Here is a 13,757-nt window from a genome sequence, read left to right as displayed (position 1 = left end):
GCCGATGCAGCATGTGGCGCGTCATATGAATCGCGATCTCATTCTTCCAGTACGATCTGCACCTTCACGTCGGTCGGCACGCCGCTCGCCGCTTCCTCGAATGCCTTGATGCCTTCCGCGAACGGGAACGTGCGCGAGATGAACGGCTTCACATCGAGCTTGCCCGATGCGATCAACTGAATCGCACGCGGGAAGATATTGGCGTAGCGAAACACCGATTCGATGCGCGCCTCCTTGATCTGCACCGCGACCACATCGAGCGGTATCGCGTGCTGCGGCATGCCAACGAGCACGAGGCAGCCACCGGGGCACAGCAGATCGACGATGCCGTCGAACGCCTTCTCGTTGCCGCTTGCCTCCAGCACGATGTCCGCGCCCCAACCGTCTGTCAGTTCGTTGACGACATCGAGTACGCGCCGGTCGCGAATGTTCACGGCGGTCACGCCTTGCACCGCGCCGATCAGATCGAGCTTCTCCTGCACGAGATCGCAGACGATCGCGCGGCTGCAGCCGCCGGCGAGCGCGGCGAGCGCGCACATCATGCCGATCGTGCCCGCGCCGAGCACGACGGCCACGTCGCCCGGCTTGATCGCGGCTTTCTTCGCGGCCTGCAGTCCGATCGACAATGGCTCGACAATCGCGCCTTCCGCGAAGCTCACGTTATCCGGCAGCTTGTACGTGAACGCGGCCGGATGCACGACATAAGGTGCGAGACAGCCGTTGACCGGCGGCGTCGCCCAGAAGCGCACTTTCGGATCGAGGTTGTACAGACCTTCGCGCGATGCGCGCGACTCCATGTCCGGCACGCCCGGCTCCATGCAAACCCTATCGCCGGCCTTCAGATGCTTCACTTCATCGCCCACTTCGACCACTGTGCCCGATGCCTCGTGCCCGAGCACCATCGGCTCGTTGACGACGAACGGACCGATACGTCCATGCTGATAGTAATGAATATCGCTGCCGCAAATGCCGACCGTATGAATCTTGATGCGCACGTCGCGCGGACCCACGACCTGCGGCAGGCTGAACGGACGCAAGCTGATGCGTCGTGCTTCCTCGAGAACCAGTGCTTCCATCGTCGTTCCTTTGATTAGAGAAATAGGCGGGTTCAACAGGACTGGAATCCGCCGTCGACCAACAGACTCACGCCGCTCACCATGCTCGAATCGTCGGAGAGCAGATAGGCGATCGTTCGCGCCACTTCGACCGGCTGCACGAAGCGGTTCATCGGGATGCGTGCGAGCATCGGTGCGGACTTGGCGGGATCGCTCCAGGCGCGCTCGCCCATGGGCGTCATCGTGACGGTCGGCAGCACGGCGTTCACGCGGATGCCATGCGGACCGAGTTCGTTCGCCATCACGCGCGTCATGGCGTCGAGTCCGCCTTTCGATGCGCAGTACGCGGCGTGCAGCGCAAAGCCCACGTTCGCCGAGAGACTCGACACGTTGACGATCGACCCGCCCACGCCGCGCGCGATCATGCTCTTCGCGCACTCCTGCGCGACGATCATCGTGGCGCGCAGATTCACGTTCATCGTCATGTCGAAGGCTTCGACGGTCGTGTCGAGAAACGGCTCCAGGATAGCGATACCCGCGTTGTTCACCAGCAGATCGACGGGCTGAACCGCACGCGCCGCTTCGCGTGCCGCGTGAGCATCGGCGAGATCGACGGCGATGGTTTCGCAGCCCGTCTCCTTCTTCAACGCATCGAGGTCGGTGGCGCTGCGGCTCAGTGCGATCACGCGCGCGCCGCGCTCGATCAGCAGATGCACCGTGGCGTGACCGATGCCCTTGCCCGCGCCCGTGACGAGCACGGTCTTGCCCGCGAACTCGCGGTTTCTGTCGATGGCTGTCATGGTGTCGTCTTCAAGGCTCGTCGCAGAGACGTCTTGCGGTGTCTTCGTCGGTCACGAGCACCGACGGATAACGCCCGCGCAACGCCGCGCGCGTCACATGGAATTTCTTCTTGCCGCCGCTCACGAGAATCACGCGCTTCACGCGGCGCAAGTCGTCCAGCGTGATCGCGACGGTGCGGCGGTTCAGCGGATGATCGATCAGCTCGCCGTCTTCATCCATGAAATGACCGAGCATGTCGCCGACCGCGCCCGCCTTTTGCAGCGTGCGCAGTTGCTCGGGATTGTCGATGCCGTAAGTCACGACGAGCGATTCCGTCAGATCGCCGCACGTGAGCAATGCGAGGTCGGCGTTGCGCGCGAGTTCGTATGTCTCGCGCACGGTTTCTTCCTGAAGGATCACGTCGCGCGCCTTCTGGCTGCTCACGTAGATCGGCGCGGCGAAGAGATAGCCATCGGCGCGGCAGATGTTCGCGAAGTCCGACACGATATCGAACGTATTGATGCTCGGGCAATGCGACAGCCCGCCCTGCAACGACACCGCCGACACCGCGCCATACGTGCGCTGCGGCATCGCGCGCAGCACGGCGCGAATCGTGCGGCCCCAGCCGAGACCGATGGTTTGCCCTGCCACTATCTGCTTCGCGAAGTACGACGCCGCGCCGATGCCGAGCGCCGCGTTGTTCGCTTCGTTGTTCGCGCCGGTCGGCACGACGACCGCGCATTCGAGGCCGAAGCGTTTCGCGAGCGCTTCTTCCAGCGCGACGCACGGCGCGATCTTGCTGTTGATCGTGATCTGCACGAGACCGGATTCGCGGCTCGCGGCGAGCAGCCGGTTCACGCGCACGCGGTTGCTGCCGATGCGTTGCGCGATCTCCTGCTGCGTCAGATTGCCGACGTAGTAATGCCACGCGACGCGCGCCTGCAGCTCTTCTTCCGAATCGATGGAATCGTCCGCTTCCGCGATGGCGATGGGCGGTGCGCTCTTGCTCATGCTTGTGGTCATGCTGTCCATTGTTTGATGAAAGGCCGCGGCATTCTATTTCACCGCGCCCATCGTCAGGCCTTGCACCAGTCGGCCCGAGACGAGCAGCGCGAACACGACCATCGGCAGCACGATCAGCGTGCCCGTCGCCATGATCTCGCCCCACGGCAATTCATAGCCGCTCATGTAGCTCGTCGCGGCGACGGGCGATGTGATCGCGTCGCTGCGCGTCAGCACGAGCGCATAGAGCAGGTCGTTCCACGAGAAGATGAACGCGAAGATCGCGGAGACGACGATGCCCGGCATCGCGAGCGGCAGATTGATGCGCCAGAACACCCGCCACGGCGATGCGCCGTCGAGACGCGCGGCTTCGTCGAGTTCCACCGGAATATTGCGGAACTGATCGGTGCAGATCCACACGACGATCGGCAAGGAGAACGTCAGATACAGCAGGATCAGCACGATATGCGTATCGACGAGATCGAGCTTCGTCGCGATCAGGAAGAACGGCACCGCGAGCACGACCGGGCTCACCATGCGGTTCGAGATGAACCAGAACCACAGGTCTTCCTTGCCGCGGAATTCGTAGCGTGCGAGCGCATATGCGGCGGGCGTGCCGAGCAGGATCGCGAGCACCGTCGTGCTGCTCGCGATGATGAGCGAGTTCAGCAGACTGCCCGCCACGTCATGCTCGAAGAGCGCCGCCGAGTAGTGGTGAAATGTCGGCGAGAAGAGCCACTTCGGTGGATATGCGAGCGCGTCGGCCTGGCTTTTCAGGCTCGTCGTGACCATCCAGTAGAACGGAAACACCGAGGACAGAAACACGACGACGAGACCGAGAAAATGCCATACAGTGGCGCGTTTTCTTGCGGCGCGTGCGCGCTTGGCGCGCTGCGTGACTGGCATGTCGATCGAACTCACGCGGCCTCCCGATACACGAAACGGATATAAAGACGCGACAGCACGATCGTCAGGATGAGCAGGATGATCGCCTGTGCGGACGCCATGCCCTGATCGAAGAGACGAAAGCCCACGCGCTGGATATAGACGCTGATGAATTCCGTCGCGGCTCCGGGTCCGCCGCGCGTCATGGTGAAGACGGCGTCGAACATCTTGAGCATGTCGGCGGAGCGAAGAATGAGAATGGCCGTGAGACCCGGAAGCAGATACGGACGCTGCAAGTGCCAGAGAATCATGCTCCACTTCGGCGTTTCGAGGCGCGCGGCTTCCTCGGCTTCCTTCGGCACCATCGACAGTCCGGCGAGCAGGATCAGCGCGCAGAACGGCGTCCATTGCCAGATATCCATGATCATCACGGAGACGAACGCGAGCGTCGGGTCCGCGAGCCAGTCCTGCGGCGGAATGCCGATGAGGCCGGTGAGATAGTTCGCCACGCCGAACTGACGATTGAAGATCAACCGCCCGATGAGGCCGACGACCGCATACGTCGTCGCCATCGGAATGACGAGGCTCACACGCGCCGCCGCGCGCATCCACGGCAATTCCATGCGATGAAGCATGAGCGCGGCGAAGAGCCCGAGCGCGATCTCGATCGGCAAGGTGAGGCACAGGAACAATGCCGTGCGTCCGAGCGCGCCCCAGAAGCTCGGATCGGTCAGCGTCGCAACATAGTTGTCGACGCCGATGAACGGCGTGCCCGAAGCCAGATCCGCGAGCTTGTATTGATGAAACGAGTTATAGAGCGCAAGCAGCAGCGGGTAGATGCCGATGATCGCGAGCGCGGCGATTGCGGGTATCAGGAACCAGAAGGCGGGCGAGCGCGGCACGATGCCGAAATAGCGCGCGGGCTTGCGCGGCCCTCGCGCACGTATTGCAGGTGATGCCATTCGTCGCCTCCCGTTCCTTGAATGAAATTACTTCAGCAAAGGCTTCTTGCCGTCGTAATAGCCCGCTTTCTTCAGGATGTCCTCGGTCTTCTGACCGATGGTCTGCGCGCCTTCCTTCACCGTCACCTGACCGAGCATCATCTTGCTGCCCCATTCGCCGATGACTTCAGACACGGCCGGCCATTCCGGGAAGCGCGGACGATAATCCGGCACGCCGCCCTGCCACGATTCGACCATCGGCTTCACGAACGGATACTTGTCCTGCACGGCCTTGTCCTGATAGATCGCCATGCGCGCCGGCACGCCGCCCGCTTCGAGATAAGGCTTCGCCATCGCTTCGGACGTGATCCACTGAATGAAGAGCCACGACGCCGCCTGCTTCTTCGCGTTCGACTTCGCGTTCACGGCAAGCGAGAAGCCGCCGAGCGCGGGCTTGAGGCCGGCCGGACCCTTCGGCTCGGTGGTGATCGCAAGACAGTTGCCGAGCTTCGACTTGCTCGGATCGGTCAGCGTCGGATAGAACGCGGACCACTCGGTGATCATCGCGACCTGGCCTTGCGCAAGCGCGTTCACCGCTTCCGCATGATCGAAGTCGACGATGCCCGGCGGCATGTACTTCATCAGCTTCTGCCGATATTCGAGGCCCGCCTGCGATTGCGGCGACATCAGATTCGACTTGAACTTCGCATCGAGCAGCGAGCCGCCGTTCGGCCACAGCACGCGCATGAAGCTATCCGCCGATTGCGTCTCGCCGCGCCGCGACTGCAACGCGAAGGCGAACTTGTCGCCCTTCGTGAGCTTCGGCGCATAGGTGTTGAGCAACTCGTCCCAGGTCTTCGGCGGCTCGTCGAAACCGGCGTCCTTCAACATGCACTTGTTGTAGAACATGAGACCGGAATAGTTATCGAACGGCAGACCGTAAGTAACCTTGTCCCACGTGCCGAACGAATCGAGCAGGATCGGGAAGAAGCCCTTGAGATTCAGGCTCGGGTCCGCGAGCTTCGGATCGTCGGTGAACTTCTTGATCGGCACGAGCCACTTGTTGCTCGCGAATTCGCCGATCCACACGACATCGACGAGCACGATGTCCTGATCGCCGCCGCCCACGAAGTTGAGCACTTCCTTCTCGCGCGTGTTTTCGTACGGAATCACTTCCCAGCGCACCTTGATGCCCGTCTCTTTCTCGAACTGCGGGATCAGTTGCTGCGCGGCCTTGTAGCCGGGGCGATCGAGAAAGATGGCCTTGATCGTAGTGCCCGAATACGGCTGCGCCGCTTCCTTCAGAGTCCAGGCTTGCGCGTTCGATGCGGCGAACGCCGCGCTCGCCGCCAGAAGAACGACTGCCGCGACGTGTTTGATCGGCCCGAGCTGCGTGGCCGGGATGAAGCGCTTCTTCATGCCTGTCTCCTTGGTTTTTATCGAGCGGGTGAGGCTTGCGGGTTCGGTTTTGTCCTGCGTCGTTTCACTTGTAATTTCGGTTTTACAATTGTATATTTTGGCGCGAACAGGTTGTCAAGAAGAAATTCGACGATGCGTCCGATGCTGCATTGCCGCAGCGGCACAGGGAGACAACGTATGAGCGCAGTTCATTTGCAGCAAATTCGCAAGGCCTTTGCGGGCGTGGATGTTCTGAAGGGCGTGGACATCGAAGTGACCGATCGCGAGTTCATGGTCTTCGTCGGTCCTTCGGGTTGCGGAAAATCCACCTTGCTTCGCACCATCGCCGGACTTGAGCGCAGCGACTCGGGGCAAGTGCTGATCGGCGGCGAAGACGTGACCGATCTCGAACCCTCGCAACGCGGCGTCGCGATGGTGTTTCAGTCGTATGCGCTCTATCCGCACATGTCGGTGTACGAGAACATCGCGTTCGGGCTGCGCATGCTCAAGTTGCCCGAAGCGCAGATCAAGGAGCGCGTGCATCGCGCGGCGGAAATCCTGCAGATCGGCCAGTTGCTCGAACGGCGTCCGCGCGCGTTGTCGGGCGGGCAGCGTCAGCGCGTGGCGATTGGCCGCTCGATCGTGCGCGAACCGAAGGTCTTTCTCTTCGACGAACCGCTATCCAATCTCGATGCCGCGTTGCGCGTGCAGATGCGCCTCGAACTCATCAAGCTGCACAAGCAGCTCAACGCGACGATGATCTACGTCACGCACGATCAGACCGAAGCCATGACGATGGCCGATCGCATCGTCGTGCTGAATCACGGCCGCGTCGAGCAGATCGGCTCGCCGCTCGAGCTGTATCGCACGCCGCACAATCGCTTCGTTGCGGGCTTCATCGGCTCGCCGAAGATGAATTTCATGGACGTGCGCGTGATGCGCGTCGATGCCGCGGGCGTCACCATCGAATTGCCCGGCGGCGAGCCGCTCACGCTGCCGTTCGCCGCTTCGACGGTTAGAGCGGGCGAAACGCTCACGCTCGGCATACGGCCCGAGCATTTCATCGAGGCATGCGGCGGCGATATCGACAGCGGCCTGTCCGGCGAGGTCATGGTGATCGAGCATCTCGGCGGCGAGACGCTGTTGCATGTGCGGCTGCCGAACGAGCTCGTGATTCAGGTGAAAGGCTCGGGCGAATCGACGGCCGTCGAAGGACAGCGGCTGAACGCGGGCTTCAGCATTCGCCACGTGCATCTGTTCCGCGAGGACGGCAGCGCGCTCGAACGGATGCGGCCAGTGGAGCAGACCGCGACCGCCTGACGGTCAAGTTCGCGGGAGATTGCTTTTTGATCGCGCGATGACCGGCACTCGCGGTCCATAGGTCGCTAGTCGGGATTGCAAATGTTCCAGGATCGTCCGGCACAAACTGCAAAATCGCTTCCCAATGCCGCTCGATGCAACTGCCGCTTATGTGCGGCACCCCACATAGCGCGTAACACGTCGCGAATTCGTTACGTAACCCTGAACGCAACGTAACGCTCTGTAGCGCAAGCGTGACGGTCTGAGACGGCGCGCAAACGTTGTCCTGCATGGAAGAACGGCGTGAACCGCTTGGTATCGCACACAGACGCCGTGGCTGGCATGAGTCGTGCAACCGCACCCACGACCAACTGGGAGGGGATGGCTCAAGCATGAACAGAACGACACACGGCTCGCCTGTCGCGAAAGCCGCGCCGAACTCGGATCATGCATTCAGGCATCGCATACTCGATGGCCTCAAGGCCGGAGAATTCTGCATCGCCTATCAGGGAATATACCGAGTCGACAGCGGCGAACTCGCGCAAATGGAAGCGTTGATTCGCTGGCGTCATCCGGAGTACGGCGTATTGCTGCCGGGCGCATTCAGCGACGCGTTCAAGGACGCGGAGATCATGCGCGAATTCACATGGTTCGTGCTGGACGCCGTTGCGTCGGAAATCGAGGCATGGCGAGCACGCGGCGGCGCGCATTATTCGGTCGCGGTGAACGTGCCGCCATCGGTCGCGGCGCTGCCCGGCTTCGCGGATCGCATGGACTCGATCTGCCGCGCGCACGGGCTCACGCCCGATTGCATCGAGCTCGAATTGCTGGAGAGCGAGGATCTGGCGCGCATGCCGTCGATGCCGAAGGTGGTGAGGCGTCTGAAGAACAAGGGCGTGAGCGTGGCGATGGACGATTTCGGCACGGGCTACTCGTGTCTCGCCGCACTCGGTCCGATCGACTTCGGCACTGTGAAGATCGCAAAGGAACTGCTGGCCGAAGCGCCGCGCTGCCCGAATGCGTGTCTGGTGTTCTCGTCGGTGCTTGCGCTACTGACGCGGCTCAAGGTGGCGATCGTCGTCGAGGGTGTCGAGACGGCGGCGCAGGCGCAGTGGATCGCACAGTGGCCGCATGTGCTCGCGCAGGGCTTCTTTCTGGCAAGGCCCGCATTCGGCATCGATAACGTGCCCGGCGCGCGTATCGGCCGCGCGATGACGCGGCGCAGGACGACGCGGCGTGACGAGTCCCGGAGCATGCGACTCGCCGATGCGGCGTGACGTATCGAAGCGTTTCTGGCAGCCCTCGTAAAGCCAGAACTTGGCCGACGCCTCGCGCGTCGGCGTCTTTTTTTGGCTTCAAATCCTCGTACGCGTCAAATCCATCGCAGGCGCCTTCAGCTTCAACCCACCGATCGCCGCGCGCGTGCCCGCATCGACCGGCAGTCCCCATCGCTCGAAGAACTCCCTCAAATCCAGATTCGCCGCGATACACGCGCGCAACACGAAGCTCTGCACTTCGCGCTTCTCGCCGCCTTCATCCTCCGTCAGCGGATGCAACCGATAATACTTGTGCAGCCGCGCATAGAAGCCGTCGCCGAGCGCGCGGCGCAACTGTTCGTACATCACGAGCCTGATCCAGAGCGCTTCGGCTGGCACCGGAAACGACGCATCGTCGAGAAAATTGCGCGACGGCTGCGCAAGATAAAGCGCCGCGAGATCGAGCCGATTCTTCCTGCCGCGCGCATCGACCACCTGCAGCAACGGCGACGCCATCGACGTACCGAGACGCTGCAGCGCATGCAGCGAGTAGAGGTTCACCGTCGTCTCCGTGACGCCCGGCCATGTCCAGTCCCATTGCTGATACATGTGGCCCATCTCGTGCCACACGCCCCATTCATCGGCCTTCGCGGGCTGAAGCAAAGTCTCGGCGGCGCTGTTCAAAGGCAGGCCGATCATGTAGTACGTCGCATACAGATACGTGTTCTGCAACTCCGCGTGCGTGGAAATTGCGTCCTGCACGAAATGCACGCGCAATGGCGAAGGCGCATCGAGCGCGCTCGATCCGTCGAGCCCGGCCAGTTCATCGTGATAGCCCATGATGCGCTCGACGTAGCCGAGCAGCGTGGCCGGGTCCGCCGCGCCCGCCTTGTCGTACATCGAACGCGCGACGGTGAACATCGTGCGCCTGCCGACCATCTCGACGAGCGGCGCATCGGCGTAGCGTTGCAGCATCGCGCGCCATTCGAGGAGCGTCGTCGTGCCTTCGACATAGAACGGCACGGCACGGCCGCCTTCGCGCACGAAGACATCGATCGAGGTACGCGGCCGCCCGTTGAATCCGCTATCGATATATTCGAAGTAAAGCAGGCCATCGCGCGACGCGACGAACTCATTGCGCCCTTCCGTCGCGAGGATCATCTGCGGATCGCCCGCGGGCTGACGCCGGTAGAAGCCGTTCTTGTTGCCGACCATGATGACGAGGCCATCGGGGCCGTCGTCGGCGAGACCGCTTACGTCGATCACGACGGATTCGCCCTTCGACACATACAGCCCCGACGGATGAGAGTCGGTCCAGCGAAAGCCGCCGAGCCGGTCCGCTTCGATCGCATCGGGCGCATACGCGCTCAGGTGATAGCGCTTCGCGGCGTTGTCATAGGTCGATTGCGGGGCTGCATCGAGCGTGCGATACGCGTGTTCGGCGTCTTCGTTGTGCACCTCGTACAGACGCCATTGCCCGGCCTGCGCGTTCGCTTCGACCAACGCGCCGTCGCGCAGCGCATGATGCGCGACGACGAGACCCGTCTTCGTGCCGGTCGCCGCAATCGTCACCGCGTTCGCATCGGCTTCGATGCTCCAGTTCTGCCGCGCTTCGCCCGATGGCGCTTCGAGATCCACGCGCGCGCCGAGCGTCAGGTATCGTCCGTAGAGCTTCGAATACAGGCGAAAGCCGCTGCCCTCTTTATCGACGGTCCATATCTGCGCCGCGGCCAGCTCGGGCGTCCACTTCGACTGGACGAGCGCGATCGTGCCGTCCGCTTGCTGGTGCGCCGTCAATGCCTTGAACGAAGCGTTCGAGACGATATAGAAGTCGCCTTCGCCGACTTTCGCGCCCGCGCCGTAGGGCACCTGCATTGCGCCGGGCGCCACTGCAAAGCGCGAGACGCGCACGGCATCGTGTGGATAGAACGTCATCGGCGCGTAATAGCGCGACGCGGCATGCGCGTCGCACAACGCCAGGATCAACAGCCACGCTCGCCATCGCATGCTCGTATCCTCCGCGCTACATCGGCCGTGTCTCCGGCTCTTCGTCGAAGATCTGGAACTTGCGCATCTTTTCCCACAGCACCTTGCGGCTGATGCCGAGATACTGCGCCGTATCCTGTCTTCTCCAGCCGTTCGCATCGAGCGCCGCGATCACGCGATTGCGCTCGTTCATGTCCCACTTGCTGCGATCGACCAGCAAGTCCGATCCGCCTTCGGGCGCGGCTCTCGCATTGCGTGCGAGCACGAGCAGGCGCTTCACGCGCGCTTCGTCCCACGCGCCGAGTTGCCGCACCGTCACGCCCACACGCTCCGCCAGATTGCGCAGCTCGCGCACGTTGCCGGGGAAATACACATCGGCGACGGCATCGGCGAGCCAGTACGGCAGCTCGGGCAACGCATCGAGCTTCTCCTTGCCGATGACTTCGCTGATGAACGCCTTGAAGAGCGCGATCTTGTCGGCCGCGCCGCGCTCTTCGAGCGAAGGGATTTTCAGCTCGATCACCGCGAGGCGGTAATACAGGTCCGCGCGAAACGCGCCATCCTTCACGAGTTGCGGCAGGCACTTGTTGCTCGCCGCGATGAGCCGGAATTCGAGCCGCACAGGCGTCGCCGAACCGATGCGCGTGACCGCCTGATCTTCCAGCACGCGCAAGAGCTTTACTTGCTGATAGAGCGGCAAGTCGCCGATCTCGTCGAGAAAAAGCGTGCCGCCGTTCGCCTGCTCGAAGTAGCCCTTGTGCGCGAGCACCGCGCCCGTGAACGAGCCTTTCGCATGTCCGAAGAAGAGCGATTCGAAGAGGCCATCGGGAATCGCGCCGCAGTTCACCGGCACGAACGGACCGTCGCGATAACGCGTGTGCTTCTCGTGCAGCAGTTGCGCGATACGCTCCTTGCCGACGCCCGTCTCGCCATGCAGCAGCACGCTCGTGTCGCAATCGGCGAAGGTATCGACTTCATGCAGCAGCGCCTCCATGCACTCCGCATGCGCGATCAATGCGTGCGACGCCTGCGTGTCCTCGCCGTGCGCGCGCAGTTGCCGCGCGAGCTTCGCGACCATCGCGCGCAATTCCGCGCCGGTGAAATCGAGCGGCAGGATATGCGAATAGTCCGGCGGAAACATCGACGGATCGCGCTCGCGCGGAGCCGCGCCGACCCAGACCACCGGCATCGAATGACGCGCTTCCCAGTCGCGCAACACGAACGCGCCGCCATCGATCACGCTCACGCTGATGATCGCGAGCGCGGGACGGTCGGACTCGCGCGGCGCGCTGATCGACGTGCCGTCCGCGCGCAGCACGTCCACGTCCTGACCCGACATCGCACGCACCACGCGCTCGACGACGTCGGCCTTGCCCTCCCATACGTGGATATCGAGACCATCGATTTTGCTGTTCTGTCTCATGTCGTTCAGTAAGCCAGTTGCGACTCGCCGCATGTGAGCGACAGGTCGTGAATCATGCTCGTTCCCACTTGCGCGCCGAGCAGTTGCAGGACAGGCACGAGCACCTGATCGAGGCCCGTGAGCACGGTCGCGAGCATCGGCACCAGAAGACCGAGCAACAGCGGCGCGACGGTGTTGAGCAGCAAGGGCGGCAGGATCGGCGACGTGACCGAGAGTCCGCCCGGGGCCGAGAGACTCGCGCCGAGGCCCGAGAGCGCATTGGCGAGCGACGCGCCCGGCGCCGAAGGAACCGCCTGATAGTCGTCGCCATTGCCGCTCACGCCGTCGAAGGACAGCGTCGCGGCGGACGCGGGCATGGTCGCCGGCAGGCTCGCGGCGAGGCTCACGGTCAGCAGATTCGGCACGGTGACGAGCGTGGCGGGCTGCGTGCAACTGAATGCGCCCATGTTCGCGGGCGTGTCGCCGACGCAGACGTTCGCAATGCCGGTCTGCACGCCGATCACCGAGCGGCGCGCCGACGCCGCGCCCTGGCATTGCGTCGACACGAGCCACGCGGCGCCGGGCGCCACTTCGATATAGAGCGGCAGATGCACCATCGGCTGGGCGCCGCCGAAGCCCACGGGCAAGGGCAATTGCAGCACGCTGACATCGACGAACGCACGCACCTGCGCCGTGCGCGCGAACGTGCGCCAGTTGCCGCTCGCGTCCTTGCCCGCCTCGCCGATGGCGAGCACCGGCGGCTGCACGATCTGCACCTTGAGCGCCGCCGAAATCAGCCCCGGCAGCGTGAGGCCCGCGCCGACGTTCGCGGCGGCCTTGCCCGCCTGCGCGATCTCCGCCGTCACGAGCAAGGCTTCGAGCGGGTTGATGGTCGCATCGAGCGCGCTTTGCGTATTCGCGAGCCCGACCGACAGCAGTCCCGGCGCGCCGTCGATGCTGCCGAACGAAATCGTCTGGTTGCCGGGGATATTCGCGTTGACGATCGCGCCCATCGCGCCGAGCGCGGTCGAGAGATTCGCGTTCGCCACGTTCGTCGTCTGCAGCGCGGTGAGCATCAGTCTGGCGATCTGCGCGGCGGTGAGCTTCGTCGCGAGCAGCTGATCGACCGTACCGGCGCCCGCCGCCGTGACGAGATCGCCGACACGCACGCGCGCATCCGCGAGCCCCTGATACGACACCAGCGACAGATTGAGATTCGTGCCGAGCAGCGCATCGAGCAGGCTATTCACCGTGCCCGCGCCGATGCTCGCGAGCGTCGTGCCGATCGAGAACGCGCCGACGTCCGTCGACTTGGCGATGGCCGTCGCCGTCACTTGCCGCGCGGGTCCGAGAAAGAAGTAAGGCACCATGCGCGAGGCCGTCACTTTCACCGCGTTGGCAGGCGTGCCGCTCGTCGAGAAGTAGTCGGGCGCGGCGTTCGCCTGCGCGTCCCAGCGCCCGCACGTGATGGTCAGGCCGTGACCCGCGGCCGATGGATCGAAGCCGTTGCTCGTCGCGCTGCCGTTCGCGCTGGCCTTCGCGCGCGTGCAGGCGGCATCGACGACTTGCGCGCCCGCGCTCGCCGAAAGATCGACGACGCTTTGCAGGCTGCGCCGCGCGAAAAAGAGATTGCCGATATCGATCGCACCGAGCGCGGCGACGGCGACGACGAGCCAGATCGCCGCGAGCGTGCCCGCCGCGCCACGCTGGCGCCGCCGGGCCGACACGATGTATCGATGCGTCGTCATGGATC

11 protein-coding genes are annotated in these 13,757 nt (G+C 63.5%); 2 read left to right on the top strand and 9 right to left on the bottom strand.

Annotated elements, in window-relative coordinates:
- Positions 1-38: 38 nt before the first annotated feature.
- Genes PQR08_RS20310 through PQR08_RS20285 form a run of 6 tightly spaced genes read right to left on the bottom strand, consistent with a single transcriptional unit; the run spans position 39 to position 6,082 of the window.
- Positions 39-1,076, bottom strand: coding sequence for an NAD(P)-dependent alcohol dehydrogenase (locus PQR08_RS20310; protein WP_187604341.1), 1,038 nt, complete (start codon positions 1,074-1,076; stop codon positions 39-41).
- 32 nt (positions 1,077-1,108) lie between these two features.
- A complete protein-coding gene (locus tag PQR08_RS20305) occupies positions 1,109-1,855 on the bottom strand; it encodes an SDR family oxidoreductase (RefSeq protein ID WP_250486114.1) in 747 nt (248 codons plus the stop codon).
- Positions 1,856-1,865: 10 nt separating this feature from the next.
- Positions 1,866-2,846: a sugar-binding transcriptional regulator gene (locus PQR08_RS20300; protein ID WP_035505675.1), complete on the bottom strand. Its 981-nt coding sequence runs from the start codon at positions 2,844-2,846 to the stop codon at positions 1,866-1,868.
- Positions 2,847-2,891: 45 nt separating this feature from the next.
- Positions 2,892-3,743, bottom strand: a complete 852-nt coding sequence (locus PQR08_RS20295; RefSeq protein ID WP_035505735.1) for a carbohydrate ABC transporter permease — start codon at positions 3,741-3,743, stop codon at positions 2,892-2,894.
- A gap of 11 nt (positions 3,744-3,754) precedes the next feature.
- On the bottom strand, positions 3,755-4,684 hold the full coding sequence (locus PQR08_RS20290; protein ID WP_238216248.1) for a carbohydrate ABC transporter permease: 930 nt from the start codon (positions 4,682-4,684) through the stop codon (positions 3,755-3,757).
- 27 nt (positions 4,685-4,711) lie between these two features.
- Positions 4,712-6,082 carry an ABC transporter substrate-binding protein gene (locus tag PQR08_RS20285; protein WP_187604343.1) on the bottom strand — a complete coding sequence of 457 codons (1,371 nt, stop codon included), beginning with the start codon at positions 6,080-6,082 and terminating at the stop codon, positions 4,712-4,714.
- 177 nt (positions 6,083-6,259) lie between these two features.
- On the opposite strand from PQR08_RS20285, the gene PQR08_RS20280 reads away from it, so the two are divergent.
- The gene (locus PQR08_RS20280) at positions 6,260-7,381 is read left to right on the top strand and encodes an ABC transporter ATP-binding protein (protein WP_187604344.1); all 1,122 of its coding nucleotides are present in this window, start codon (positions 6,260-6,262) and stop codon (positions 7,379-7,381) included.
- A 371-nt stretch (positions 7,382-7,752) separates the two neighbouring features.
- Positions 7,753-8,637 (top strand): EAL domain-containing protein, encoded by an 885-nt coding sequence (locus PQR08_RS20275; protein ID WP_250486113.1) that lies wholly within the window; start codon positions 7,753-7,755, stop codon positions 8,635-8,637.
- 78 nt (positions 8,638-8,715) lie between these two features.
- On the opposite strand, the gene PQR08_RS20270 is transcribed toward PQR08_RS20275, so the two are convergent.
- The 3 genes from PQR08_RS20270 to PQR08_RS20260 are packed head-to-tail and all read right to left on the bottom strand — an operon-like array spanning position 8,716 to position 13,752.
- Complete coding sequence (locus PQR08_RS20270) at positions 8,716-10,623, bottom strand: M60 family metallopeptidase (protein WP_250486112.1); 1,908 nt, start codon at positions 10,621-10,623, stop codon at positions 8,716-8,718.
- Between the two features lie 16 nt (positions 10,624-10,639).
- The gene (locus PQR08_RS20265) at positions 10,640-12,025 is read right to left on the bottom strand and encodes a sigma 54-interacting transcriptional regulator (protein WP_250486111.1); all 1,386 of its coding nucleotides are present in this window, start codon (positions 12,023-12,025) and stop codon (positions 10,640-10,642) included.
- A gap of 5 nt (positions 12,026-12,030) precedes the next feature.
- On the bottom strand, positions 12,031-13,752 hold the full coding sequence (locus tag PQR08_RS20260) for a TadG family pilus assembly protein (protein ID WP_250486110.1): 1,722 nt from the start codon (positions 13,750-13,752) through the stop codon (positions 12,031-12,033).
- Between the last annotated feature and the right edge of the window lie 5 nt (positions 13,753-13,757).

The sequence above is a fragment of the Caballeronia jiangsuensis genome, from assembly GCF_046030135.1.
In the GTDB taxonomy this organism is placed as follows: domain Bacteria; phylum Pseudomonadota; class Gammaproteobacteria; order Burkholderiales; family Burkholderiaceae; genus Caballeronia; species Caballeronia jiangsuensis.
The sequence above is the reverse complement of the archived record's forward strand: the minus strand, read 5'-3'. Positions and strand labels throughout refer to the sequence as shown.

What these genes read in the sequence shown, in the direction of transcription:
- PQR08_RS20310 (WP_187604341.1), bottom strand. Translation starts at nt 1,076, where the DNA reads ATGGAAGCACTGGTTCTCGAGGAAGCACGACGCATCAGCTTGCGTCCG.
- PQR08_RS20305 (WP_250486114.1), bottom strand. Translation starts at nt 1,855, where the DNA reads ATGACAGCCATCGACAGAAACCGCGAGTTCGCGGGCAAGACCGTGCTC.
- PQR08_RS20300 (WP_035505675.1), bottom strand. Translation starts at nt 2,846, where the DNA reads ATGAGCAAGAGCGCACCGCCCATCGCCATCGCGGAAGCGGACGATTCC.
- PQR08_RS20295 (WP_035505735.1), bottom strand. Translation starts at nt 3,743, where the DNA reads ATGCCAGTCACGCAGCGCGCCAAGCGCGCACGCGCCGCAAGAAAACGC.
- PQR08_RS20290 (WP_238216248.1), bottom strand. Translation starts at nt 4,684, where the DNA reads ATGGCATCACCTGCAATACGTGCGCGAGGGCCGCGCAAGCCCGCGCGC.
- PQR08_RS20285 (WP_187604343.1), bottom strand. Translation starts at nt 6,082, where the DNA reads ATGAAGAAGCGCTTCATCCCGGCCACGCAGCTCGGGCCGATCAAACAC.
- PQR08_RS20280 (WP_187604344.1), top strand. Translation starts at nt 6,260, where the DNA reads ATGAGCGCAGTTCATTTGCAGCAAATTCGCAAGGCCTTTGCGGGCGTG.
- PQR08_RS20275 (WP_250486113.1), top strand. Translation starts at nt 7,753, where the DNA reads ATGAACAGAACGACACACGGCTCGCCTGTCGCGAAAGCCGCGCCGAAC.
- PQR08_RS20270 (WP_250486112.1), bottom strand. Translation starts at nt 10,623, where the DNA reads ATGCGATGGCGAGCGTGGCTGTTGATCCTGGCGTTGTGCGACGCGCAT.
- PQR08_RS20265 (WP_250486111.1), bottom strand. Translation starts at nt 12,025, where the DNA reads ATGAGACAGAACAGCAAAATCGATGGTCTCGATATCCACGTATGGGAG.
- PQR08_RS20260 (WP_250486110.1), bottom strand. Translation starts at nt 13,752, where the DNA reads ATGACGACGCATCGATACATCGTGTCGGCCCGGCGGCGCCAGCGTGGC.